This is a genomic window from Micromonospora sp. NPDC048169 (assembly GCF_040652815.1).
GTDB lineage: Bacteria > Actinomycetota > Actinomycetes > Mycobacteriales > Micromonosporaceae > Micromonospora.
Genome location: NZ_JBEZMS010000037.1, coordinates 1 through 19413, shown reverse-complemented (window position 1 = coordinate 19413; position 19413 = coordinate 1). Strand labels below are relative to the sequence as shown.

37 protein-coding genes are annotated in these 19413 nt (G+C 65.0%); 2 read left to right on the top strand and 35 right to left on the bottom strand.

What is annotated here, in order from left to right; translation table 11 throughout:
• Nucleotides 1–13: 13 nt before the first annotated feature.
• Together AB0D28_RS24790 and AB0D28_RS24785 are read right to left on the bottom strand one after the other, a co-directional pair.
• Nucleotides 14–664 carry a hypothetical protein gene (locus AB0D28_RS24790; RefSeq protein ID WP_357389432.1) on the bottom strand — a complete coding sequence of 217 codons (651 nt, stop codon included), beginning with the start codon at nt 662–664 and terminating at the stop codon, nt 14–16.
• Nucleotides 654–1220: a GIY-YIG nuclease family protein gene (locus AB0D28_RS24785; protein WP_357389431.1), complete on the bottom strand. Its 567-nt coding sequence runs from the start codon at nt 1218–1220 to the stop codon at nt 654–656. The genes AB0D28_RS24790 and AB0D28_RS24785 overlap by 11 nt, the downstream gene beginning before the upstream one ends.
• 413 nt (nt 1221–1633) lie before the next feature.
• On the opposite strand from AB0D28_RS24785, the gene AB0D28_RS24780 reads away from it, so the two are divergent.
• The gene (locus AB0D28_RS24780; protein WP_357389429.1) at nt 1634–1870 is read left to right on the top strand and encodes a hypothetical protein; all 237 of its coding nucleotides are present in this window, start codon (nt 1634–1636) and stop codon (nt 1868–1870) included.
• Between the two features lie 229 nt (nt 1871–2099).
• Nucleotides 2100–2243: a hypothetical protein gene (locus tag AB0D28_RS24775; RefSeq protein ID WP_357389427.1), complete on the top strand. Its 144-nt coding sequence runs from the start codon at nt 2100–2102 to the stop codon at nt 2241–2243.
• On the opposite strand, the gene AB0D28_RS24770 is transcribed toward AB0D28_RS24775, so the two are convergent.
• The 33 genes from AB0D28_RS24770 to AB0D28_RS24610 all read right to left on the bottom strand — a co-directional run.
• Nucleotides 2232–4472, bottom strand: coding sequence for an NACHT domain-containing protein (locus AB0D28_RS24770; protein ID WP_357389425.1), 2241 nt, complete (start codon nt 4470–4472; stop codon nt 2232–2234). The two genes, AB0D28_RS24775 and AB0D28_RS24770, sit on opposite strands and share 12 nt — an antisense overlap.
• A gap of 473 nt (nt 4473–4945) precedes the next feature.
• A complete protein-coding gene (locus tag AB0D28_RS24765; protein ID WP_357389423.1) occupies nt 4946–5758 on the bottom strand; it encodes a nucleotidyltransferase domain-containing protein in 813 nt (270 codons plus the stop codon).
• Complete coding sequence (locus AB0D28_RS24760; protein WP_357389421.1) at nt 5755–6225, bottom strand: RusA family crossover junction endodeoxyribonuclease; 471 nt, start codon at nt 6223–6225, stop codon at nt 5755–5757. The genes AB0D28_RS24765 and AB0D28_RS24760 overlap by 4 nt, the downstream gene beginning before the upstream one ends.
• Nucleotides 6222–6530, bottom strand: a complete 309-nt coding sequence (locus tag AB0D28_RS24755) for a hypothetical protein (protein WP_357389419.1) — start codon at nt 6528–6530, stop codon at nt 6222–6224. Before AB0D28_RS24755 ends, AB0D28_RS24760 begins: the two co-directional genes overlap by 4 nt.
• Nucleotides 6527–6892, bottom strand: coding sequence for a hypothetical protein (locus tag AB0D28_RS24750; RefSeq protein WP_357389418.1), 366 nt, complete (start codon nt 6890–6892; stop codon nt 6527–6529). Before AB0D28_RS24750 ends, AB0D28_RS24755 begins: the two co-directional genes overlap by 4 nt.
• Nucleotides 6889–7185 carry a hypothetical protein gene (locus AB0D28_RS24745; RefSeq protein ID WP_357389416.1) on the bottom strand — a complete coding sequence of 99 codons (297 nt, stop codon included), beginning with the start codon at nt 7183–7185 and terminating at the stop codon, nt 6889–6891. The genes AB0D28_RS24750 and AB0D28_RS24745 overlap by 4 nt, the downstream gene beginning before the upstream one ends.
• On the bottom strand, nt 7182–7514 hold the full coding sequence (locus AB0D28_RS24740) for a hypothetical protein (protein WP_357389414.1): 333 nt from the start codon (nt 7512–7514) through the stop codon (nt 7182–7184). Before AB0D28_RS24740 ends, AB0D28_RS24745 begins: the two co-directional genes overlap by 4 nt.
• A complete protein-coding gene (locus AB0D28_RS24735) occupies nt 7507–7710 on the bottom strand; it encodes a hypothetical protein (protein ID WP_357389412.1) in 204 nt (67 codons plus the stop codon). The genes AB0D28_RS24740 and AB0D28_RS24735 overlap by 8 nt, the downstream gene beginning before the upstream one ends.
• Nucleotides 7711–7918: 208 nt before the next feature.
• Nucleotides 7919–8422, bottom strand: coding sequence for a hypothetical protein (locus AB0D28_RS24730; protein ID WP_357389410.1), 504 nt, complete (start codon nt 8420–8422; stop codon nt 7919–7921).
• On the bottom strand, nt 8419–9183 hold the full coding sequence (locus AB0D28_RS24725; protein WP_357389408.1) for a helix-turn-helix domain-containing protein: 765 nt from the start codon (nt 9181–9183) through the stop codon (nt 8419–8421). Before AB0D28_RS24725 ends, AB0D28_RS24730 begins: the two co-directional genes overlap by 4 nt.
• Nucleotides 9180–10025, bottom strand: a complete 846-nt coding sequence (locus tag AB0D28_RS24720; RefSeq protein ID WP_357389406.1) for an HNH endonuclease — start codon at nt 10023–10025, stop codon at nt 9180–9182. Before AB0D28_RS24720 ends, AB0D28_RS24725 begins: the two co-directional genes overlap by 4 nt.
• On the bottom strand, nt 10016–10405 hold the full coding sequence (locus tag AB0D28_RS24715) for a hypothetical protein (protein ID WP_357389404.1): 390 nt from the start codon (nt 10403–10405) through the stop codon (nt 10016–10018). Before AB0D28_RS24715 ends, AB0D28_RS24720 begins: the two co-directional genes overlap by 10 nt.
• The gene (locus AB0D28_RS24710; protein ID WP_357389402.1) at nt 10402–11217 is read right to left on the bottom strand and encodes a DNA adenine methylase; all 816 of its coding nucleotides are present in this window, start codon (nt 11215–11217) and stop codon (nt 10402–10404) included. Before AB0D28_RS24710 ends, AB0D28_RS24715 begins: the two co-directional genes overlap by 4 nt.
• On the bottom strand, nt 11214–11963 hold the full coding sequence (locus AB0D28_RS24705) for a PE-PPE domain-containing protein (RefSeq protein ID WP_357389400.1): 750 nt from the start codon (nt 11961–11963) through the stop codon (nt 11214–11216). The genes AB0D28_RS24710 and AB0D28_RS24705 overlap by 4 nt, the downstream gene beginning before the upstream one ends.
• Nucleotides 11963–12136, bottom strand: coding sequence for a hypothetical protein (locus tag AB0D28_RS24700; protein WP_357389398.1), 174 nt, complete (start codon nt 12134–12136; stop codon nt 11963–11965). The genes AB0D28_RS24705 and AB0D28_RS24700 overlap by 1 nt, the downstream gene beginning before the upstream one ends.
• The gene (locus AB0D28_RS24695; RefSeq protein ID WP_357389396.1) at nt 12133–13029 is read right to left on the bottom strand and encodes a hypothetical protein; all 897 of its coding nucleotides are present in this window, start codon (nt 13027–13029) and stop codon (nt 12133–12135) included. Before AB0D28_RS24695 ends, AB0D28_RS24700 begins: the two co-directional genes overlap by 4 nt.
• Nucleotides 13026–13421 carry an HNH endonuclease signature motif containing protein gene (locus AB0D28_RS24690; RefSeq protein WP_357389394.1) on the bottom strand — a complete coding sequence of 132 codons (396 nt, stop codon included), beginning with the start codon at nt 13419–13421 and terminating at the stop codon, nt 13026–13028. The genes AB0D28_RS24695 and AB0D28_RS24690 overlap by 4 nt, the downstream gene beginning before the upstream one ends.
• Nucleotides 13418–13780, bottom strand: a complete 363-nt coding sequence (locus AB0D28_RS24685; protein ID WP_357389392.1) for a hypothetical protein — start codon at nt 13778–13780, stop codon at nt 13418–13420. The genes AB0D28_RS24690 and AB0D28_RS24685 overlap by 4 nt, the downstream gene beginning before the upstream one ends.
• Complete coding sequence (locus AB0D28_RS24680; RefSeq protein WP_357389390.1) at nt 13777–14658, bottom strand: ATP-binding protein; 882 nt, start codon at nt 14656–14658, stop codon at nt 13777–13779. The genes AB0D28_RS24685 and AB0D28_RS24680 overlap by 4 nt, the downstream gene beginning before the upstream one ends.
• Before the next feature lie 2 nt (nt 14659–14660).
• Nucleotides 14661–15203, bottom strand: a complete 543-nt coding sequence (locus tag AB0D28_RS24675) for a hypothetical protein (protein WP_357389388.1) — start codon at nt 15201–15203, stop codon at nt 14661–14663.
• Nucleotides 15200–15418: a hypothetical protein gene (locus tag AB0D28_RS24670; RefSeq protein ID WP_357389386.1), complete on the bottom strand. Its 219-nt coding sequence runs from the start codon at nt 15416–15418 to the stop codon at nt 15200–15202. Before AB0D28_RS24670 ends, AB0D28_RS24675 begins: the two co-directional genes overlap by 4 nt.
• Nucleotides 15415–15765, bottom strand: coding sequence for a hypothetical protein (locus tag AB0D28_RS24665; protein ID WP_357389384.1), 351 nt, complete (start codon nt 15763–15765; stop codon nt 15415–15417). The genes AB0D28_RS24670 and AB0D28_RS24665 overlap by 4 nt, the downstream gene beginning before the upstream one ends.
• Nucleotides 15762–16289, bottom strand: a complete 528-nt coding sequence (locus AB0D28_RS24660; protein ID WP_357389382.1) for a WhiB family transcriptional regulator — start codon at nt 16287–16289, stop codon at nt 15762–15764. Before AB0D28_RS24660 ends, AB0D28_RS24665 begins: the two co-directional genes overlap by 4 nt.
• Nucleotides 16289–16456: a hypothetical protein gene (locus tag AB0D28_RS24655; RefSeq protein ID WP_357389380.1), complete on the bottom strand. Its 168-nt coding sequence runs from the start codon at nt 16454–16456 to the stop codon at nt 16289–16291. Before AB0D28_RS24655 ends, AB0D28_RS24660 begins: the two co-directional genes overlap by 1 nt.
• Entirely contained in the window at nt 16453–16620 is a 168-nt protein-coding gene (locus AB0D28_RS24650) for a hypothetical protein (protein WP_357389378.1), read from the bottom strand. Before AB0D28_RS24650 ends, AB0D28_RS24655 begins: the two co-directional genes overlap by 4 nt.
• Nucleotides 16621–16767: 147 nt before the next feature.
• Entirely contained in the window at nt 16768–17118 is a 351-nt protein-coding gene (locus AB0D28_RS24645) for a hypothetical protein (protein WP_357389376.1), read from the bottom strand.
• The gene (locus AB0D28_RS24640; RefSeq protein WP_357389374.1) at nt 17115–17318 is read right to left on the bottom strand and encodes a hypothetical protein; all 204 of its coding nucleotides are present in this window, start codon (nt 17316–17318) and stop codon (nt 17115–17117) included. Before AB0D28_RS24640 ends, AB0D28_RS24645 begins: the two co-directional genes overlap by 4 nt.
• On the bottom strand, nt 17315–17509 hold the full coding sequence (locus tag AB0D28_RS24635; protein ID WP_357389372.1) for a hypothetical protein: 195 nt from the start codon (nt 17507–17509) through the stop codon (nt 17315–17317). The genes AB0D28_RS24640 and AB0D28_RS24635 overlap by 4 nt, the downstream gene beginning before the upstream one ends.
• Nucleotides 17510–17583: 74 nt before the next feature.
• Nucleotides 17584–17802, bottom strand: a complete 219-nt coding sequence (locus AB0D28_RS24630) for a hypothetical protein (protein ID WP_357389371.1) — start codon at nt 17800–17802, stop codon at nt 17584–17586.
• Nucleotides 17799–18032 (bottom strand): hypothetical protein, encoded by a 234-nt coding sequence (locus AB0D28_RS24625; protein ID WP_357389369.1) that lies wholly within the window; start codon nt 18030–18032, stop codon nt 17799–17801. Before AB0D28_RS24625 ends, AB0D28_RS24630 begins: the two co-directional genes overlap by 4 nt.
• Nucleotides 18029–18211, bottom strand: coding sequence for a hypothetical protein (locus AB0D28_RS24620; protein ID WP_357389367.1), 183 nt, complete (start codon nt 18209–18211; stop codon nt 18029–18031). The genes AB0D28_RS24625 and AB0D28_RS24620 overlap by 4 nt, the downstream gene beginning before the upstream one ends.
• Complete coding sequence (locus AB0D28_RS24615; RefSeq protein WP_357389365.1) at nt 18208–18816, bottom strand: hypothetical protein; 609 nt, start codon at nt 18814–18816, stop codon at nt 18208–18210. Before AB0D28_RS24615 ends, AB0D28_RS24620 begins: the two co-directional genes overlap by 4 nt.
• Nucleotides 18813–19413: hypothetical protein (locus AB0D28_RS24610; protein WP_357389363.1), on the bottom strand; the 601-nt coding region annotated here is incomplete at its 5' end. The genes AB0D28_RS24610 and AB0D28_RS24615, both read right to left, overlap by 4 nt.

Here is a 19413-nt window from a genome sequence, read left to right as displayed (position 1 = left end):
CGGCTGCTCGTTGTCATGCCGCCACACCCTGTTCCAGGAGTGTGTCCAGCACCACCCGCGTGTAGAACGGGTAGTGCTCCTCCCGGATCACATGCCCGCAGTTACCGCAGTCGATGCTGTCCGAATGCGCGTCCAACGTCCGGAACAGCGTGCGGAGTTCGCAGGACGGGCACGGGGTCGGCAGGAGCTTCCGCGGGCGGGTGAGGCCCAGAGAGGACCGGATCTTGCCGTGCAAGTCTTTCATCTCGACGGCCATGTCCCCACCGAAGTCGGCGGCAGCCAGCTGTGGGATACGGCATTCGAGGTAGTACCAGGCGGCCCGGACGCGCAGCCGCTCTGCGATACCAGGATGTGGTGGCGGGGTGTCGCCGAGCAGATCCGCGAGCGTGTCGTGAGTTCCGTTCAGGACCGTGGCAATCTCGGCCGCGGTATCGGAAGCCCACTCCGCCGGATGCCCGTACACGCGGGTCGGGTCCGCGAGGATCTCCCTTGCCCGCCGGGCCGGGGTGGGCATCTCGGTGGCGATGTTCACCCAGTCCATGACCAGCCAGCCGAGGAGGCGTGTGAATCGGCGCTGGCAGGGTTCGCACATGCCGAGGCTGGTGAGGTAGGGCTCGCCGTTGCTGTCGCGGCAGCCCGGGTATTTGCAGGGACTAATGCCCATGGCCTGCCCTCTCGCTGTTGACTCGACGGTGACGGACAATCTGCGGGGTGTGCTGGCGGCGCTGGTAGTCCTCCGGTTCGAGATGGTCCTCGATGTCCAATCCATTGACCTCGGAGACCAGTTGCAGCACACGCTCGTTGGCTTGGAACCATTCGCGGCCGTGGTTGAGGTGTTCGCTGAACCGGATGTGCTCCTGATGTTCGAGAGCACGGCTGCCGTACCGGATCTTCAGGATCTCCATACCGGGCGGGTAGGTCGCCAAGCGGCGGTCCAGGTTCTTCGTGTGCCCGATTTTCACGAGATCGGCGATCCGGATGTAGTAGACGTAGCCCTCGAAGTTGTCCCAGTTCGGTACCGGCTTCGGTTTCGGCTCTTCCCTGATCGGAGGCCCGGAGGCGTTCATCTGCTCGACGGTCGCCCAAGTCTGGAGAGCGTGTTCCTGGCAGATCATGATGCCGGCCCGGTGGAACCGATTGCTGATCATCGCGGTGCACATGAACCAGCTGCACTGATGTCCAGAAAAGTCGTCCGGGTGCGGTCTGTGCTTACGACCCATGTAGCCGCAGCCTACGCCGACGGACTCGCAATCTCGAGCCACCATACAGGGCGGTCAGAGGTGATATCGGCCATGCCCGAATGGGGTCAGCCGCTGGTCTTGCCTCGGCGGATGCGGTCGAGGTGGGGTCGGGAGTAGATGCCGTTGTCGACAAGCGACTTCTGCGTGCCGCGCGGTCCTGTGCTGAGTAATTCCCGGATGCGTCGCTCTTTGGCGAGGGCGTGGGAACGACGGGGTTTCAGCAATCTCACAGCCGTGGACGACGGCGAGGTACGGATTGGACTCGTTGATGATCCACACCTGATCGCCGAAGACACGCTCTTCCCGACGTCGGCCGCGGGTGTTTCGCTCGATCTTTGGGGTTTGAGGCTCATCCTGCTGACAGAGGGTGGCCCGCACTGCAAACTGGTGCCATGGACCACCACAGTCAGGAAAGCAGTCAAGACAACACTTCTGACGCGGAATCCGAAGCCGATCCCAACCAGCCCACAGTGCTGGACTGGGTGAAAGTCTATGTCGCCGGTGGGTTCGTGTTCGCAGCGATAATGGGGTTCTTATATCTGACTGTCACGGGTGTGATTTCGATTCCAGGATGGGTTATCCCGACGGTGGTCGCCGGTCTGATACTTCTGCGCGTGATCTTAGCTTGACCTACGGCGCCGTGCTCCTGGCCGTTTTCAGTGGATGCAGTGCACCCTGCTTGCCCGGCCTGTTCGAGGGGTGCCGCCATCCGAACTTCCCCTGCTTCCGGACACATCTACGGCCCCTCACGAAGGGGATGTGAGGGGCCGTAGGGTCTGCCGCAGCGTGTGCGACGAGGTTGGTTGCACTGTAGGAGGGTGCGGTGTTGATGCTACCCCAAGTCACCTGGAGTGCAGCGTGAACACCACGCTGTACTCCACGCTTCTCGGCGACGTCGTGTCCATTGGCAGCCGTGAAAGCACACTGTGCGACCAGCCGATACTGGGTTTCCAACTGCACACCACCCGGCCACTGCTCATCCCATACCAGCTACTCGAGTGAAGGTTGCTGTAGTAGCCATTGCCGGTAGGTTTCGTGCCGGAACTGGTAGGCAGTGCCGTTCACACGTAGCAATCCATTGCGGCGAGCCCAGTCCAGGAACACTGTGGGCCGATTCGGAAACACCTTGGTGAACCGGAAGATAAGCGTCGCAGTGAAGAATCGTCCAGTCGCACGGCCGGACATGAACACGACCGCGAGCACGAACCCGAATGCCGACAGAAGCTCAAGCATAAACATAGTTCGGTCGACAGCAAACATGAATATATGTATAGATGGAATTGTAAGCCCAAACGCGAGGAAGGTCACCCCGCCGGTAAGGACTGCGAATTGGATATCGCCCCGAATCAGTTGCCTTTCATCGACCACGTTGCGTAACTGGTCCTTGGCGTCAACGCCGACCGCGACCACGAGCACGGCCATGACCGCGAGCACGACTACGACCCCGATCCTGCCAGACATCGACATCCCGCCCTCAAGCTCTATCATGGCCACGAATGCGACCACGAATGCGACCACGAGCACGACCACGAATGCGACCACGAGCACGACCATGAGCACGACCACGAGCACGAGCCCTCTGCGCCATCCTGACAGCTGCGGCGCCCGCCACGCCGCTACTCGCTTCGCCGTAGGTTCGACGAGCCCAACCGCGACCACAACTATCACCACGTTCGCGGCCAAGTACGACCACGACCAGGGGGCTGAGCCGCCACGGAGCACGACTCCGAGGTCGAGGACGAGCGTGCACCCGAGCAGGACCCCGAACGTGAGCCCTCTGCGCCATCGCGACCATCCGGGCGCCCGCCACACCGCTCGCATGGATTCGGCAACCCCGAACATGGCCCCGAACAAGACACCGACCAAGCCTCCAAGGTAGCCCCCGGCCACGAGCTCAGCCAACAAGTCCATGTCCCGTCCCCCTATCTCGTCCTCGGCAATTAACTTGATCCCGAGCTCGGTACCGCCTCCGGCCACAAGCAAAATCACGAGCCCGACCGAGAGCGCTTTGCGCCATCTCGACTGTTCGGTCGCCCGCCACGCCACTCGCTTTGCCGTAGGTTCGGTGAGGCCCGCCCCGCCTCCGACCAAGAGTACGACCACGCCTCCGACCACGCCCCCGACAGTGAGCCCGGCCGCGGTTCTGGGCCAGATCGGAGCGAAGCCGAGCCCGAACGTGATCGTGACGATGATGCCGACGGTGAGTCCGTGCAGGATGCGGCATCGGGTACTCCCTGCGACTTCCCAGATCTCGTCGAGCCGGACGGCGGTACCGTCGCGCCCGGTGTTACGGCGGTCTTCGAGGAGCTGAGCTAGTGACTGCATCCAGGCGTGGACATTGTCGCGAGTGTACTTGCGATATCGCTTTTTCTGTTTGAGACCTTTGACCGCTGCAGGGATCTGGGCGGCGAACAGGAGGTCCTCGACGGCGTCTACGGTGGCGCAACTGGTGAGCTGGTCAGCGATGCCGGGCGCAGGAGTGATGCCAGGGGCAGGGTGCAGGGCGTTGATGGCGAGGCTGAGCAGCCAAGGGCTGTGTAGCGCAGTTGCCAGGGCTCCGTCCGGCTCGGAGGTGATGTGGGTGGTGACCTCGGACCAGTCTTCACTGGTTGGGCCGATACCCTTCCGATAGTTGGTGAGGTAGCCGTTGATCCGGTCGGTGGACAGTGGTTGCAGGGTGACGGTTTCGGCGCCGTGCAGACCGTTGTCTTTACGGAGGTCTGCCAGTTCCTGAAATTCGGTGGTACGGCACACGACGACAACGGGTTCGTTGCGCCAGGCAGTGTTGAGCTGGTCCAGCAACGCGCGGCCCCGCGCTCCTCGACTTTCGGGAGTGTCCATTTCGTCGAGGCCGTCGATGATAGGCAGGATCAACCCGTCCTCGACCAACTTTCGTGCCAGTACCGGCCGCAACTGGGGGTAGTCGTAGCCGAGCCGGGTCGTCAACCAGCCCGAGAAATCCTGTGTGCCATCCCACCCCGAGGCATTGACTCGCACCGGGACCGGGTGCTCAGCGCGCACCGCGTCGGCCAAGCCCCGGCGTGTGTCCAGAAGTCCCAGCACCAGGTGGATCGCGGCGACGGTTTTGCCGCTACCGGGCTCACCGAGTACGACCAGACGTGGGAGCGGTCGATCGAGCAGCTCGTAATAGGCCGTGATGTCGGAGACATCAGCCGACTGGATCACTTCATCAGGCTGTGATGGCGAGGTGGTGGTGAAACTGACGCGCATGTAGTTCCCCCTGCCGACCCGTAGATCCTCACCCAACCGTCGTTCCCTGTTACGCACTTCCACAGCCAATTCATCGGCCCACGCCGCGACCGATGCCCTGTCCGTGGGTGGCCTCCACCAGCGCCACAACGACATAGACGGTTGGACCAATGCCTTACCCACCCCGCCCACGACTGCTGTCTCCACACCTGACATGCGAAATAATCTTCCACCCCATACGTGTCGGCGCATGTGATAGACCCGAACTACGGCTAATTTACGATGAAAAACCCAGGCGTCGAATATTATTCGTTTCGCTATGCAGCCGTGGCCGTTGATCCACGGGACTCCGGGCAGTCACGGCCGTCACACCCAGCGCGCACTGACACCGATCACACCGAGAGATGCACGATTGAATCCCTTCACGATTCGGTCGATGGCCGGGTAGTGTGCAACCCCCGGCCACCATCAATTTTACCAGGTCAGAACATATTTCAGCGTGCGACGGACAGGCCGCGCTGCTCCCACCAACCCTGATAGGTATCGGTCAACCACTGGTCGACCACGCCCCGGTCCGGGCGCTCCGGCAGATCTGCCGACACCGCCAGCCGATCCAGCTGCGCGAGCAAATCCTCCGCCCGATCCAACGACTCCTCCCGGGTGTGCTCACCACGACGCAACTCCTGCAACCAGGTGCGGTCCTCCTGCGGCATCGGCAGCGTGATCCGACCCGTGGTCAGGAGCTCCACGCCCTGCAATCCCAGCCGCACCATGTGGTAGGCGAACTTCGTATCGAACCCGTACACCTCCACCAGCTCCGGGCGGTTGGTGTGCTTCTTCGACGTCACCCCGAGCATCTGGTCTCGCTGCGACACGAGGTAGCCGGCGAACCGCTGGGCCACCTGCCGGGACAGGAACCGCTCCGGGTGAGCTTGCAGATCCCGGCCGATGTCGGTGTTCAACACCAGCTCATGGTCAGGGATGAACATCAGCAGCAGGATCGTCGGATTGCCCGCCGCGGCGAGACGCGCCCACTTCCGGAGCGAGTACACCACCAGATCCAGATCCCCCGCGCCGGAGCGGACGCCCTCGGGCTGAGTGCGGTACAGATACTGCTCGAACCGAGAGTTGCCGATCACGTAGGCGGGCGGCTCGATGCACACACCCATCTCGTCGCGGTCATCATCGCCGGTGGTGACACCGTGGAGACCGGAGCCGACCTGCCCACGGAGGATGGTGTTCTCGTCGGCGATGGCCTCGAACTCGGGGCGGGCGTGCGGGTTCGCGAACACGGTTTCGATGGTCATGCGGGCTCCTCGGTAATGTCGTATACAGCTATCCAGACTCCCGGCTGGCCCGACGGTGAGGCCAGTCGTTTATTCGCTGACAACTCCACCACCTGAGCGTCATCCACGAACGCGATCCCTGTGAGCGCGTCCAAAATCGCGCGCTCCAGCTTGTCCAGATCGGGGCGTTTGATCGCCGGGGGTGTACGGCGTTTCGGGGTGGACTTCGGGCGTGGCATCACGAACGACAGGTCCACCGCCACCGGGCCGGTGAGCAACGGCCAGCGTTCGGCATGGACGGCGAGGGCTACCCGTTCCCGCCATAGGCCCACCACAGTGGAGGATTCGATCATCCGACCGCGACCGACATGGCGTTTCGATCCCTGAGGCGCAGGGACGCCGGGGACGAAGATGCATCTGGCCTGTAGGACGGCATCCAACGGGACGCGGGACCGGCGCTCGTCGAGATTGACGATGTTTTCACTCACGGCTGCACCTGCTCGACCATCACCGTTACAACCGGCTTACCGACCCGGGTGGCGTATTCGATCTCGCCTCGCGTCGACTCCCCGATGCGCCCGGACCGGTCGGTCACGACGATGACCCGGTCGGCCATGTCGATCTTGCGGCGGTGCAGTTCATCCAACCGCTTCAAGGCTTCGCTGTCCGTGACGCCGGTCTTGAACGGTGACAGGACCATCCGGCCGGCCGCTGTCTCGTCTGCGGCGACTTGCAGGATCAGGGGGAAGATCCGCAGAGAACCGCACAGGGTGACGATCTCGGGCCGGGTCACGACTGCACCTCCCGCAGCTCGGCGATGACATACTCCGCAGGCCTCGACTGCTGGCGCTTTTTCGGATCCTCAACGAACGTCATTTGGCAATACGCTTGGTGGTTCTCGACGGGATCCCGCTCGGGCCAGATCGCTCCGGCTGCCGCGTACTCGAACACCGCAGGATCGGTTCGGCTCTCACGCTTGGCGAGGACGACATACCCGAGTGGGGGACGCTGCGCCGCCTCCAACGCATCCAACATGGCAGGCAGGTTGAGCCCCGCCCACTCCGCGAGATCGAACGCCTGACCGCTGGTCAGATACTCGCCCGGAGCGGGAAGCAGAGCGCGGCCCTTGGCGATCAGTTCACTGATGTCGGTCATCGGTTGCCTCCTTCGTTCAGTGCGGCATCGGAGAGCCATCGGCGCCCGTTCCGTTCGACATGAGCCACAGCACCGGTGATGAAGTCCCGCCACCGCCGAGGCTCCGGTCCGGTCTTGCCATGCAGGGCGCGGAGTTGGCTGATCAGTTCGTCGTCGCCGGGGTTGTCGTCCAGGCCGAGGATTTCGGTCACCACATCCCGGAATCGGTCGGCGGCTTCCCCTGCCACGCGGCGACCGGCCTTCTCGTCATCGAGGGCGGCGCGCAGCAACTCTTCGTGAGTCAGGTCGGTCACGGGGTTTCTCCGTTCTCGGGTGTGTGCAGGACAGTGACGGACCCGTACGTGGTGAGCAGTTCGGTACTGCTATGCCCGGCAGGGTCGCCGGTCCGGAACCACCGGCGGCCGCTGTTGCACTGCCACGCCCGCCCGTTGCGGTCCCGCTTCGTGCCAGCGACCACGATCGATCCGCCGCCCAACGCGTCCAGTTCGGTGGGGTCGGTGATGACGCGGGCGGGTGGACGCCAGCCCGCAGTGATCACAGCGTCGATCACCTTCGCCGTGTCGATACCTCGACGGAGGCGCAGAGCGGTGGCGAGCTGTTCGCGTGGTGTCTGGTCACTCATGACCTGCCTCTTTCCCGTCGTTGGTGATATCCCCACTCGTGGCGTCACTCCCGGCGATGGGGAACGACGTCAGCTTGGACAGGTCCGCCACCACCCCCTCCGCCCAACGACGCACCGCCGCCAAATCCGCGGCCACCTTCTGCATCTGGGCGTCCTGCTCGGCATGCCACCGCTCATGTCCCGGCCGATCTGCCATCAGGACTCCGCAGCGGGGGCAGCCGGTGAAACCTGGACGGGGCGTAGTGGGTCCTGTGGGCCCCGTGGGCGGGCGAACGGGGGCCGTCTGGGGTATCCGGGCTATCCCAATACGTCTGGGGGAACTCTGGCTCATCGACGGTTCTCGCTTCCGTGAATGCGGACCACACACGGGACCGCTCGAAACTGCTGGTTGATCGGGCCGGGGATCACGTCACCTCGTCCACTGGGCGGGCGACATGGGAGATGTCCAGCTCCCGCCGGGTCAGCTTCGGAATCTCCTTGCGCTGCTGCATCCGCCGCTGGAACTCCGCATGCTGGGCATCGGTCAACCGGAAGTGCGGGCGCCGACCCAACGCCACCCGGCGAGCAGCACGATGCGCATCAGGCGGCGGGACCCCGATGTCCTGGAGGATCTCCACCGTCGCCTCCAACTCCTCCCGCTGCTCGTCGGGCAGAGCGTTCAGCTGCTCGAAGTAGGCGGCGCGGGCGTGCTTCACGATCGACCCAGCCAGCGGGCGGAAGCCTTCCTCCGAGATCCGGTAGGCACGGGCCACGCCGGCGAGCAGATCCTCACGGGACAGGTGCGACTCGTAGAACACCTCCGCCCACGCCAGGACGGTGGACTCACCGCCGGACGGGAACCAGGGATCGTTCGCGGCGCACTTGGCCAGGACCAGGGCCGCGGTCTGGCGATCGTCGTCGGTGATCATCCGAGTTCCATCTGTCGCTGCCCCTGCGGCTGGCCGTAGCTGAGGTAGTTCGCGACCTTCTGGTCTGTGCGTGAGATGCCGTTGACGGGACGGCCCGGAGTCGGGCGAGCATTGCGGATCCAGTTCCGCCAGGTGCGGCGCCAGTCCTTCTTCGTCGCGCCGGCCGCTTTGCCACACCAGTGATCGACGAACTTCTTCGTCTCGAAGATGGGGTCGACATCCGGGCGCTCGACGCGCATTTCTTCGACGAGATCCGGATCCGGCCACCAGTCCTCGGGAAGCCGCGTGCCTCGGGATGTGTTTCGCGCAGAGGACGGTTTACGGACGGTTTCTCCCGTAAGGGAGAAGGACGGTTTGTCTGCCACAGCTGTCACCCCAGAATTACCTGGCGTGACATCCCAAACTCCCGAATCTGTCTGGGCAGACAAATTGTCTGGGCAGACACCTGTGTCATGCCAAACGGTTTCAGCGGGTCGGTAATCGAAGTCGATGTCCCACACCACCGGTCGCCGGTTCGCCGGGAAGTGCGACACCAGACTCTGGTCGCCGCGGCGAATCAATCCGGACTGCTCCATCTCCTTCAGATGCCGGGCCACAGTGCGCTGAGAGCAGCGCGCGCGCTCCGCAATCCACACCTGTGACGGGTACGCGGAGCGCCCCTTGCTGTCCGCGCGATCGGACAGAGCGAACAGGATGAGCAGCTTCACCGGATCGGAGACCGGTGCATCTTCGAGAACCCAAGTCATGGCTTTCAAGCTCACTCCGAGACCTCTTCACCCTCTTCGGATTCCTCAACCTCGGAAACCGGAGCTGACACAATCCGAAATACGTATTCCGGCCCCATCAGGACACCGTGCGCGAGCGTGACAACCTCTCTCATGCACGCAGGAGAACCGCAGTACTGGTGCCGACCACTTACGTAGCTGCACAGGCACCATGCGAGGTCGACGCCGTAGTGCTTCTGCCACTGCATCTCGACGGACGCACGTTGATTCATCACGTACGCCTCGCTGTTGCGGTCCTCCTCGGGCTCTTCGTCGTCGAGACCGACGATCTCCGCAGCTCGGTCGTTGGCCTGCCGGGCGCGGGTCCAGCAGCAGCCGCAGAAGTACTTCCACTTCGCCGCCGCACCACGAACCTGACTCGCGGTCATGGCAACCTCGATGAGTTCCTCAAAATCGACCACCGTCAGGCCGGCGGCCAATAGCTGGTGAACTGACACCCCGTAGTCGCCAGGGAGATCGACCGTCCGGCCGCCGACCGTCCATGCTTCCCAGAGCTCCCGGAACTCATGCACTCGGGCACGCTTCCCCGCGTACTTGCTCTCACGCTCTGCGGCAGCCTGCTTGAGAGCATCGGCCCACCGAAGTGCGTCGGCCGATACCTCCTCGACTATCCGAGAATCCGGCGCGGTCGACGTCTTGCCTGAGTTGCAGTCCTTGCAGGCGGTGACGAGATTGGACGGATCGTCGCTGCCACCGAGTGCAACCGGTACGACGTGATCGATGGTCAGCGGCGCGTCGGGCGCCGCGGCACCGCAGTACCGGCACTGATGGTTGTCGCGCCGCAGCACTTCGAAGCGGACACGTTTGCTCACTGCCATGACGGCACCTCCTCCATCTCGATCACGTACTGGTCCCCGCACTCCGTCGGTACGGCCAGCGGCTCCGGCTCATTCCCCCGCCCATGCACCGCATCCAGGTAGGCCCGCGCCTCCCGCCCCACCGCATCCGGACGCCCAGCCGAGAACTCAGCGCTCTCATACGCCGAGTTCCAGCGGGACACATCTCCCGGCCGGATCACCCGCCCGCACAGGCACCACGTCTTGTCCTGGACGGGGTTGTAGGTGCGGCCCTCATGCCGGGCGTCGATGCACCGATACCGCTGCTCGATCTCGTGGGCGGTGGCCGGTGGGTAGCAGGTGATCGGGATCTGCTTCGTCTGGATTGCGCGGTCGGCCCGCGCCTCCTCCTGAACCGTCACGACACCTCCCCGAAATTCAGCGTCGGGTGACCGATCTCCCGGTTCGACCACACGACTTCCGTGCGCGCCCCCTCGCGGCCGTTGCCGTTGAACGCCGCGATCTCCACCCGCGACCACCCCGCCAGCGCTGTGTCGTACAGCTCGGATGCATACCCGGACAGCACCACCGACGCCTTACACCGGAGCAGCTGCTCCAACAGGGCGGCATGGTCGGTGTCGGAACGCATCTCGTGGACGTAGCTGGACCCAGAGCGCACCGATCCGAGGTAGGGCGGGTCCACGTACAGGCACACCTCGGGCGACTTGCCGTATGCCTCGATCACCTCGGCGGCGGGCCGACACTCCAGGCTCACCGAGTGCAGCCGTTCCGCTGCGGTGCCGAGGCGATTCACATACCCGGCGAGGTAGTCCGGCATCGACGAGGACGAGCCCGCGGGGTCGATGTACTGCCGCCACCCCGTTCGTCGGCCGAGCAGCCCACTACGAGACTGCGACAGCCGCACCCATACCCGGCGGGCCACCTCGAGTTCATCACCGTCGAGATCGTGAGCAGTCGCATACTCAGCTCGTGAATGCGGAGTGAGTGCGCACACCCGGGCGAGCTCAATGGGACGATCGCGCAGCGCCCGCCGGAAGGTCACCAGCTCGGAGTACAGATCATTCACGGTCTCGAACGCCACGGCAGGTTTCGCGAGCAGCACCGACAGCGATCCCGCGAACGGCTCGACGTAGTGCCGGTGCTCAGGCAGTAGATCCACGATCTCCGTCGCAGTCGACATCTTCCCGCCGTAGTACGGGAACGGAGGCCTCACCGCACACCCCGATTCACGGCGTCGGCCAGACGGACCAGGAGTCCCTGCTCTACGTAGGCGAGGGCGTGCAGACCCGCACCCGCAGGCCGGGGCAAGTAGTTCCGCGCCGCTTGCGCCGCGCCGCCCCAGGTGCGCCAGTGCTCGATCGACCACCAGCGCTGGTAGTTCCGGTTCAGTGCGCGGGTGTAGAGGTCCAAACCCCAGCGGAGCGCGTCCTGCGGAGAGGACAGGGAGAAGTAGTCTGCGGTGTCGGCGATAGTGCGTAGCGGGGAGCCGGCCGGAAGGCTGGTGATCGGGTCGCCCTCCACCGCGGCCCACCAGGCTGTGATGCCGGTGATGGGGCGGGACTTGACGATCCCGTATCCCGATGCTGCAGGGACACTGGGCATTGTTCCGCCGGCCGGGCGGCCCGGGTCGGCGATCAATGCGCACCCGACCACCTCGAGATCGCGGTACTTCCCGGCGCCGTACTCCGCGGCAGCATCCCCTGCTATGCCGGCACCCTGCGAAAACCCGCACCAGACTGCCGGATACGGAGTCGCGCGCGTGGCGTCGAGGAGAGCCTGCTTCCCAGCGGTACGAGACTGCGCCCAGCTGATACCACCGGTACCGAAACCGGCCGCCGGATAGCGGACGATCTGCGGGAAGAACCGCTCATCGAGGTTGGCCAGGAAGCGCTCGCAGATCCCGTCTCCGCCTTCAGGGAATCCGGTGCCCGGAAGTATCAAGGCCGTGTACTTGGTCATCAGTCCTCGCTCGGGTACGGCACAGAGGCCGGATCGATACGGATGTAGATCCCCGCGGAGGTGGCTTCGCCGCAGGAGCAGCAGATGCGGGAGTGGTCGTTGGGTATGCGACGGAAGACGCCGCGCTCGTCGCGGGTGCGGCAGGGCTGGCAGAGGGGCTGAGTCCAGGTCATGCCGCACCCCCTTCGATCACCGGAGCGCCGGAGCGGCATCCATACGGCGAGCAGCCGTCAGGGTCACCGTGCTCGGCCAGCTCGTCGAAGATGTCGATCTGCCGGTCCGCCCACTCGGCCGCCGTCACTCGGTCGATCGGGGCGATATCCAGAGGTACTCGTGACCGATGGAGGAACGCCTCCCCGTCGAGTTGGCCGGCGCTGGCCCGTGCACCGCCCTTGCGGATCTGGCGGTCGAAGTCCAAGGCGTCGGCCCATTCGTCGGGGCGATGGTCGCGCATCTCCCGCCACTGCAGGTTGCCGTGGAACGGGCAGCCGATGCATGCCGACTTCGCGGTATCCCCCCAGCCGGCCGCGGTGAGCCAGCGCTCGCAATCCTTGCGGGACATGCCCAGCTCCAGTAGCGGATACCGTTTGGCGGTGTAGAGGTTTTCCTGGTGGTCGGTGACGCGGTGGATCTCGTCGGTGGAGAACCCGATCCACTGCACCGCGACGCGGCCCCGAGGAACCGATCGGAATTCGGGGGGCTTCGCGCCCAGCAGCTCCCGCACCTTGCGGTTAATCGGACCGAGCTTGTACTCGCTCGTGCACTGCCTACGGCCCATCCCGTCGCTGCCGTCGGTATTGCGGGTGAAATACGGCACCGACACAAACCGTGCAGCAGGATCCAAGGTGTCGGCTCGCAGGTTCCCCTTACTCACTCGATATAGCGGGAAATCGGCGTGCTCGAACTCGACGGCGAGCCGGTCAAGATGTCGATAAACGTGCGCTGGCTCCCATCCCGTGTCCGCAAAGATCGCTCCGTCGAGGTGGCCCAGTTCTCCGCGGCAGGCCATCAGCGCGAGTGTCGTCGACTGCACACCCGCGCCCAGACTGAGAAGCTGCAGCCTCATGCCGCACGATCCCCGGCTGGCCGGATCGAACCGGTATCCGTCAGTAGCACGTGCCCGTGCAGCCCGGACACGATCAGCGTCTCCGAAGGGACCTGCCCCGGGCGGAGGTGGAAGCCCTCCGCCGCGGCGGCATTCGGCGAGCCCTCCGCCCACCCATGGCAGCCGCCGGTTCCATCCCCACAGGCGTCGACGCAGTTCGATGCAGACCACGGACCACCCTGGGAACGCTTCCGCCGGTGATGCACCGACTCCGCCCGGGCCACCCCGCAGACTTCGCACCAGCCACCGGAGCGGGCGGAGACGAGCTTGCGGGTCTTGGCTTCGCCGGGGTTCTTCGGGCGGGGCCGGCGGGGCTGGGTCTTCGGGTGCACCCGGCGTTCCTGGATGCTCACGCGCCATGCACCCCCGATCCGGCCAGGGAGATGTCCGAACGCACTGCGGCGCCCGTCGAGCGGCCGACCTCGATCCGAGCCATCAGCGTCTTCTGCGAACGCGTCAGCCCGCGGACCTTCTGCTCCGCCAGCTCCGCAGCGAACCTCAGTTCATGTGTCTCGACGATCGCCTTGTGCTTACGCAGATCCATCGCGCCTTCCGCGCGCAGGAATGCCTCCGAGTTCGCCACGGTGGCGTAGCCGCGGAGTTCGGTGGCTTCCTCGTCCGCGCGGTTCAGCTCCTCGGTGACCTCGTCCAGCCGCAGGGACAGCGCTGCCAGGTGGCTCACTACCTGGTTCGGAGTCAGCTGACCACTCATGACTCACCGCCCGCCGTGACCTCACGGCCGCGGGCCTTGATGTAGTCGCCCAGGATCGTCGGGCGGCCCTCGTCGTCGAGCATCGGCGCACCGTCGATCTGGTGCTCGCAGACCTCCTTGTACAGCGCCAGCAGCTCTTCCCGGGTGGACAACTCCGCGGCCTGCTGCCGGTACTCGGCCAGCGTCGGGAGCTGCTTGCCGTCGGCCAGGAAAGCCGCGACCTCGGCCGCGAGTTCCATTCCCGGCTTCTTGTAGGTGATTCCGGTCTGCACGCCTTCGATACGGGACTTCGACACCGTGAGGGTGTTGGTCAGATCCAGGTCGCCGATGAGGTCGAACTCGTACTCGATGCCCTCGCGCTGGATCGGTTTCGTTCCGACTCGGGTGGGTTCCTGCTTGCCGCGGTCGTTCTTCTCCAGCACGTATTCCTGCTTCGTGCGGAGGGTGATGATCACGTGACCGGCATAGGCGAGGATCGCGTCGATCATCCGCTGCTCCTCTGGGCGGACGACCTTCCAGCCGGAGGTGAATTTGTTGGCGCCCGATCGTTTGTCGACCTGCTCCAACATCCCGTCCTTGCCCTCCCAGTAATGCGATAGGGAGTCGATGACGACGACATCGAAGCCAGCACCCTCGGCCTTCGCGAGGTGGTCGACTAGCGACAGCGGGGCATAGGAGGTGGGCTTGATCGTCTTGAACCGCCACCCGTTGCGGCCGACGTACAGGCCCGCCTTACCTCGTTCGGTGTCGATGACCGCGACGTTCTCGCCGAGCCCGAACGCCAGCATCAGCGCGGTGTACGTCTTGCCGCTGCCCGCTGGTCCAGTGAGGGCGATGCGAGCCTTGGCGGCTTCCTTCGTTGCCTCTTCGAAATCCATGCCTATGCCTCCAATTCACGGAGCAGGGGAACCCGGGCACCGGAAAGCAGGCGGCGAACCTCCTGCTGCGCGGCGACCTCGGAGCGGGCGGACACCACACCCGGCGGGGACTTCACCTCGACACCCGGAACGGCCATGCCCTTCACGGCCGCGGCTCTCGCCAGCCCGTACAGGTAGTCCGGGATCACCTCGACCTCGGTGAACAGATCGGCGCGGTCGGCGTCCAGCAGGATCGGGATGATCTGCGCGATATCCCCCAGCTCGACGCGGGACTCCAGCTTGTCCGCGTACTCCGTGCGGATGTAGTCCTCCACCGCGGCCCGGTCCACGACCTCCGCGACGGGTTTCGGGTCGGACTTGGAGACCTTGCCCAGCTTCACGTCGTCGCCGGTGCGCGCCGGGATGGCCGCGCCTTTCGGGAACTGGTCGCCGGCGATCTGCTTGGCGGCCTTGAACTCGTCGATCACCAGGTCGCACAGCGTCTTCAACAGCACGATCCGGTACGCCAGGTCGGCGTCTGTGTAAGCCTCGATGATGTCACTCATCGGATTCCTTCCCGGGAGAGCAGCATCGAAGTCAGCTCGTTCAGCTGCTCGATGTGTTCGCGTCCATGGGTGGTTTGGTGGATGAACTCGTGCTCAGCGGGGGTGGCGCCCTGGAATCCCTGGACAGCCAGCCGCGGGCGGCCGGTGAAGCCGTCGAAGATCGGAATGAACTTCGTGTGCGCGAAGCCGTCGGCGAAGAGGAGGAAGTCGGTCACGACGCAACCTCCGTCCGGACATTCCGGAATCCCCACCGCAGCATCTGCCGCTCCGACGCCGGCGCCTGAGCCATCACCCACGCACACGCCTGGATATGGCAGTAGTCCAGAACCTCCCGGGCGAAGTAGTACTCGTCCCACGCCCACAACTCCGACAGCGTCGCCTTACCCCGCTCCACAGCGGAGGCGGGTACATCGAACGGGTGCGAGGGGGCGCCCGACAGCGACATCTCCAGCGTGTAACCGTCATCCAGAGACCGAGTCGCGGGGACCGTTGTGCCGGCCGCGATCTCACCGACATCGGTCTTCACCGACCGGCGCAACGTCACCATCACGATCTCTTTCACGGCATCACCGCCAGCGGCGGAATCGACATGAGAGCGTCGGCGGTTTCCCGGGACATGTACTCGCGGGGATGGTTCATCAACGACTGCACCGTGTTCAGTGACAGCCCAGACATGGCAGCGATCTGCCGCCAGGGCAGCCACTCGTGCAGCTGACCTACGTAGTCCCGGACCGGGGCCGCGGGCACCAAACCCCGCACACATGGCCTACACCTGCCGGTGTCGGAGGCGTTCGGTACGTAATCCCGTCCGCATTCACTGCACACACCATGCGGGGCGCGAGCCACTACACCAGGCAAAGCACGTTCCAGCGCTTCACGCTCACGCTTGTGTTTCAGCCAATACCCGGCCCAGATGCCCTCGGACTCTCCGGCTTCCAAGGCGACGGTTCCGCAATCCCAGCGGACCGGGCAGCCCAGGCACAGCTGCCGCGCGAAGCTGGTGTCGACGTCGCTCCCTGCTGGGAACCACATCTCACCGTCGAACCGCTGACATGTAGCGGCGTTACGCCAATAGATCGCGGCCATCAGGCGTCACCCCGCAGCCCGAGCATGTCCAGCAGCTCCCCCGCCACGCCGGCGGGATAGTCCTGGGTGGAGGCGTACCGGGCTATCGCCAACGAGGCGGCGCGGCGCTGTTCATCGGTGTTCTCGGTGTTCTCGATCTCGGTGAGGAGGTAGTGCGGTCCGCTCATGCCGCACGCTCCAGGTCCAGCTCGATCGGCTCCACAACCTGGGCAACAGCCAGGGCTTCAGCATCTCGACCGGTCCACCACTGCCATGCGATCGACGCGGCCACGTACAGCAGCCACAGCAGGCCCGCGATGACGAAAATGCGGGCGCCGATATCCAGCAGCATCACTGCTCCTTTCCGATCAGGGGTACGAGAAGATCCGGATGCGGCGGAAGGTCCATGAACAGCGCGTCATAGAGGCGCTGCCCTGGGTCCTCAGGCCCGGTGTATCGAGCGCCGCGCGAATCGGCTTCCTCATAGGGCAGCCACCAGTTACGCGCCATCGGTCACCCCCTGGATGCGCTGCTGGGCCCGAAGGAGATCCAGCTCTGTCGGGCCCCACCCGGGCGCGATCCGGTAACCCGCCCACCGCAGGGCAGCCTCGTAATCGCAGGCCGGGAAGGTTTCGAGCGGCTCCCAACCCAACTGCAGACCGGTCTCATCGCACGCGTAGATGCGGGTCTCCCCCGACTTGTGAGCGTCGACGATCACCAGGTCCGTGACGCCGGCCGTGTTGATCCACGCCGGTTCCAGCACGTACACCTGCGGTGCGGAGTAGACCGGGTACGGGCCCTGGTCGGTGAACGGGAAGATGTAGGGAGTGCGGTACGCCGATCCGGTCACAGGGCACCCCCGTCCGGCATAGGCACGAACCGCCAGCCGTCACCATCACGCTCGACGAGCTCAGCCGTGGCCGCTGCTCCGTTGCGGCCCTGTTGGTGGCGACGTTCTTTCACCTTGTCGACCGCATCGGTGAAACCGAGCCCGTGAAGCGGGAGCACCGCGCCGGCGGGCTTGTAGCGGTAGCCGTAGAGGGTGCTCACTGGACACCACCGACATAGCGGATGTAGACCTGCCCGTTGATGTGCAAAGCATCGAACTGCCCGCCCCGGTACGCGCGATTGCCGTATCCCTTCCGGATTGCGCACGCCACGGTTGCTTTCTCGCCGCCGAGATCCACGGGCAGCTTCGCCCACACCCCGGGGCGGCGCTTGAGTGCCTCAGCGAAGGCCATGTGCAGCTGCCCGGCGTCAATGTTGCGACGCGGACGTTGGATCGGCAGGTTGTCTACGAACTCGATATGGAGGCTCACCGGGAACCGCCGTTCAGCTGGGTCTCCAGCTCGGCGATTCGGACGGCTTGCTGCTCGGCGACCACCCGCCACTTCCGCCGCGAGATCCACAGGGCACGGACAGCGGCGAGGCCAGCGTTGTGCCGCATGATCAGCTTGTGCATTGGCAGCGGCATTACTTTCGCGGCGTCGAGGATCGCCAGCTCGGCCCGCTCACGTCGTGACTCCAGGCTCATCGCGCACCGCCCGATACCTGGGCCTGCATGGACGCCAGCAGCTCTCGCGGGTTCAACTCCGCGTACTGCGCCAAAGCCAGCCACGCCGACGCCAGGGCGAGGACGGTCGTGCCCAGGTCTTCGTCGGCGTTCACCACGTCGACTACGCGGTCCATGTCGTTGTCGATGAGCGCCGCCAGCAGGTCGACGGTGACGCGGGCGCCGGCGTCTCGACGGATCTTGTTGGTCACCGGGTTTCCTCCTTGCGGCCGTGCTCGGCCATCCATCGGTCGGGATCCCACTGAGCCCACGACTCCTGGGCAGCGGGGGTGGTCAGGTCATCGGTGGTCAGCCGGGCGCACCAGCCATCGAGGCAGGCCGCGGCGAAGGCTTCCGCGATGTGCGGGCGAGAGAGATGCAGGCGGGTCATGACTTCACCGCCTGCCGGTAGCGGTTGATCCCCCAGACGATCGCGTGACAAGCGCGCAGGTAGTGGACCGACAGGTCGGTGAGGTTCCACTCCCAGCTGTCACGGAAGATGAAGTCGCGCCCCCCGTTCTTCGGGGTGTAGCGGAACGTCTCCAGGCCGTTGCGAGCGGCGGCCTCGTCCTCGTCGTAATCCAGGACGTCCAAGCGGATCTCCCGGAACAGGTCCCGCATCTCGCCCTGGTACTGGTCGCGCCGAGACCAGAAGTACTCCACGGCATTGCTGATGAACAGGTCCGCGGAGAACTCTTCGGTCGGTCCGCCGGCGACGATCTTCTCCGCCCAATAATGCGGGTTGATGGCTCCGTCCTGGCGGGCGAAGAAGTCGAACAGGTCATCTCCGACGCGGCCGAACACCCAGCCGCCGATATCGCCGGTGATGGCCAGGCGCCCCGGCCAGGTGGCCAGCTCGAACCAGCCGACCGCACCCCGGACACCGAACTGGATGTGCCGGTACAGGCCGTCGTCGTGCAGCACGTTCATCTCGTGCTTCTCGACGTAGGGCAGGAAGCGGCGGTAGGACTCCTCGTACGGGTATTTGGTGCTCACTGCTTCACCTCCGGGGTGAGCAGCTCCGGGCTGTAGTCGCGGATCTTCGCGGCGTACTCCCGGGCGTCCTGCAACTCCTTGGCCACGTGCTCCGCGAACGTGGCAGCGGACTTGAACTCCAGCCCCGCATAGAAGAGGTTGTGTTCGCCGAACTCCGGCTTCTCGTGCGGGAACCGGTTCCAGCTTTCCGACCAAGGCTCCAGGGACCGGTATTTCGCGGACAGCGCCTCGATCCGCATCCGGAGGCTGTCGGTTTCGCGGGCCAGCTCGTCCAGCTCGTCGAGCAGATCGGCCGGCTCATGCAACGGATCACTGAGCAGCAGCAGCGGCCACAGCTTCCGGGCCGCCGCCACGGCGGCGCATTCCGGCGGGTCCTCATCGAAGATCGTGATCAGCTCGTCGCGGATCTCAATGTCGGTGTGGTCGAATATGTATCCAGCCAGGCGGTATTCGACGGAATCGTGCGGCTCGCCGAACCACTGGCGCATCAGCTTGTCGCACGCGGGGGAATGGATGGTCTTCATCAGGTAAACTCGTCTCTCGTTGTGGTATTGGCGGGCGCCGGGTTGTTGTGGACTCCGGCCCCCGCGCCATGTC

Bases quoted from the DNA above. Each gene is read 5' to 3' on its own strand.
- AB0D28_RS24750 (WP_357389418.1), bottom strand. From the start codon at position 6,892: ATGACCGACATCAGTGAACTGATCGCCAAGGGCCGCGCTCTGCTTCCC.
- AB0D28_RS24765 (WP_357389423.1), bottom strand. From the start codon at position 5,758: ATGACCATCGAAACCGTGTTCGCGAACCCGCACGCCCGCCCCGAGTTC.
- AB0D28_RS24785 (WP_357389431.1), bottom strand. From the start codon at position 1,220: ATGGGTCGTAAGCACAGACCGCACCCGGACGACTTTTCTGGACATCAG.
- AB0D28_RS24635 (WP_357389372.1), bottom strand. From the start codon at position 17,509: ATGGCCTTCGCTGAGGCACTCAAGCGCCGCCCCGGGGTGTGGGCGAAG.
- AB0D28_RS24685 (WP_357389392.1), bottom strand. From the start codon at position 13,780: ATGAGTGGTCAGCTGACTCCGAACCAGGTAGTGAGCCACCTGGCAGCG.
- AB0D28_RS24695 (WP_357389396.1), bottom strand. From the start codon at position 13,029: ATGAGGCTGCAGCTTCTCAGTCTGGGCGCGGGTGTGCAGTCGACGACA.
- AB0D28_RS24700 (WP_357389398.1), bottom strand. From the start codon at position 12,136: ATGACCTGGACTCAGCCCCTCTGCCAGCCCTGCCGCACCCGCGACGAG.
- AB0D28_RS24790 (WP_357389432.1), bottom strand. From the start codon at position 664: ATGGGCATTAGTCCCTGCAAATACCCGGGCTGCCGCGACAGCAACGGC.
- AB0D28_RS24705 (WP_357389400.1), bottom strand. From the start codon at position 11,963: ATGACCAAGTACACGGCCTTGATACTTCCGGGCACCGGATTCCCTGAA.
- AB0D28_RS24735 (WP_357389412.1), bottom strand. From the start codon at position 7,710: ATGGCAGATCGGCCGGGACATGAGCGGTGGCATGCCGAGCAGGACGCC.
- AB0D28_RS24630 (WP_357389371.1), bottom strand. From the start codon at position 17,802: ATGAGCCTGGAGTCACGACGTGAGCGGGCCGAGCTGGCGATCCTCGAC.
- AB0D28_RS24650 (WP_357389378.1), bottom strand. From the start codon at position 16,620: ATGCTGCTGGATATCGGCGCCCGCATTTTCGTCATCGCGGGCCTGCTG.
- AB0D28_RS24660 (WP_357389382.1), bottom strand. From the start codon at position 16,289: ATGGCCGCGATCTATTGGCGTAACGCCGCTACATGTCAGCGGTTCGAC.
- AB0D28_RS24770 (WP_357389425.1), bottom strand. From the start codon at position 4,472: ATGCGCGTCAGTTTCACCACCACCTCGCCATCACAGCCTGATGAAGTG.
- AB0D28_RS24780 (WP_357389429.1), top strand. From the start codon at position 1,634: ATGGACCACCACAGTCAGGAAAGCAGTCAAGACAACACTTCTGACGCG.
- AB0D28_RS24720 (WP_357389406.1), bottom strand. From the start codon at position 10,025: ATGGCAGTGAGCAAACGTGTCCGCTTCGAAGTGCTGCGGCGCGACAAC.
- AB0D28_RS24680 (WP_357389390.1), bottom strand. From the start codon at position 14,658: ATGGATTTCGAAGAGGCAACGAAGGAAGCCGCCAAGGCTCGCATCGCC.
- AB0D28_RS24740 (WP_357389414.1), bottom strand. From the start codon at position 7,514: ATGAGTGACCAGACACCACGCGAACAGCTCGCCACCGCTCTGCGCCTC.
- AB0D28_RS24730 (WP_357389410.1), bottom strand. From the start codon at position 8,422: ATGATCACCGACGACGATCGCCAGACCGCGGCCCTGGTCCTGGCCAAG.
- AB0D28_RS24655 (WP_357389380.1), bottom strand. From the start codon at position 16,456: ATGAGCGGACCGCACTACCTCCTCACCGAGATCGAGAACACCGAGAAC.
- AB0D28_RS24620 (WP_357389367.1), bottom strand. From the start codon at position 18,211: ATGACCCGCCTGCATCTCTCTCGCCCGCACATCGCGGAAGCCTTCGCC.
- AB0D28_RS24675 (WP_357389388.1), bottom strand. From the start codon at position 15,203: ATGAGTGACATCATCGAGGCTTACACAGACGCCGACCTGGCGTACCGG.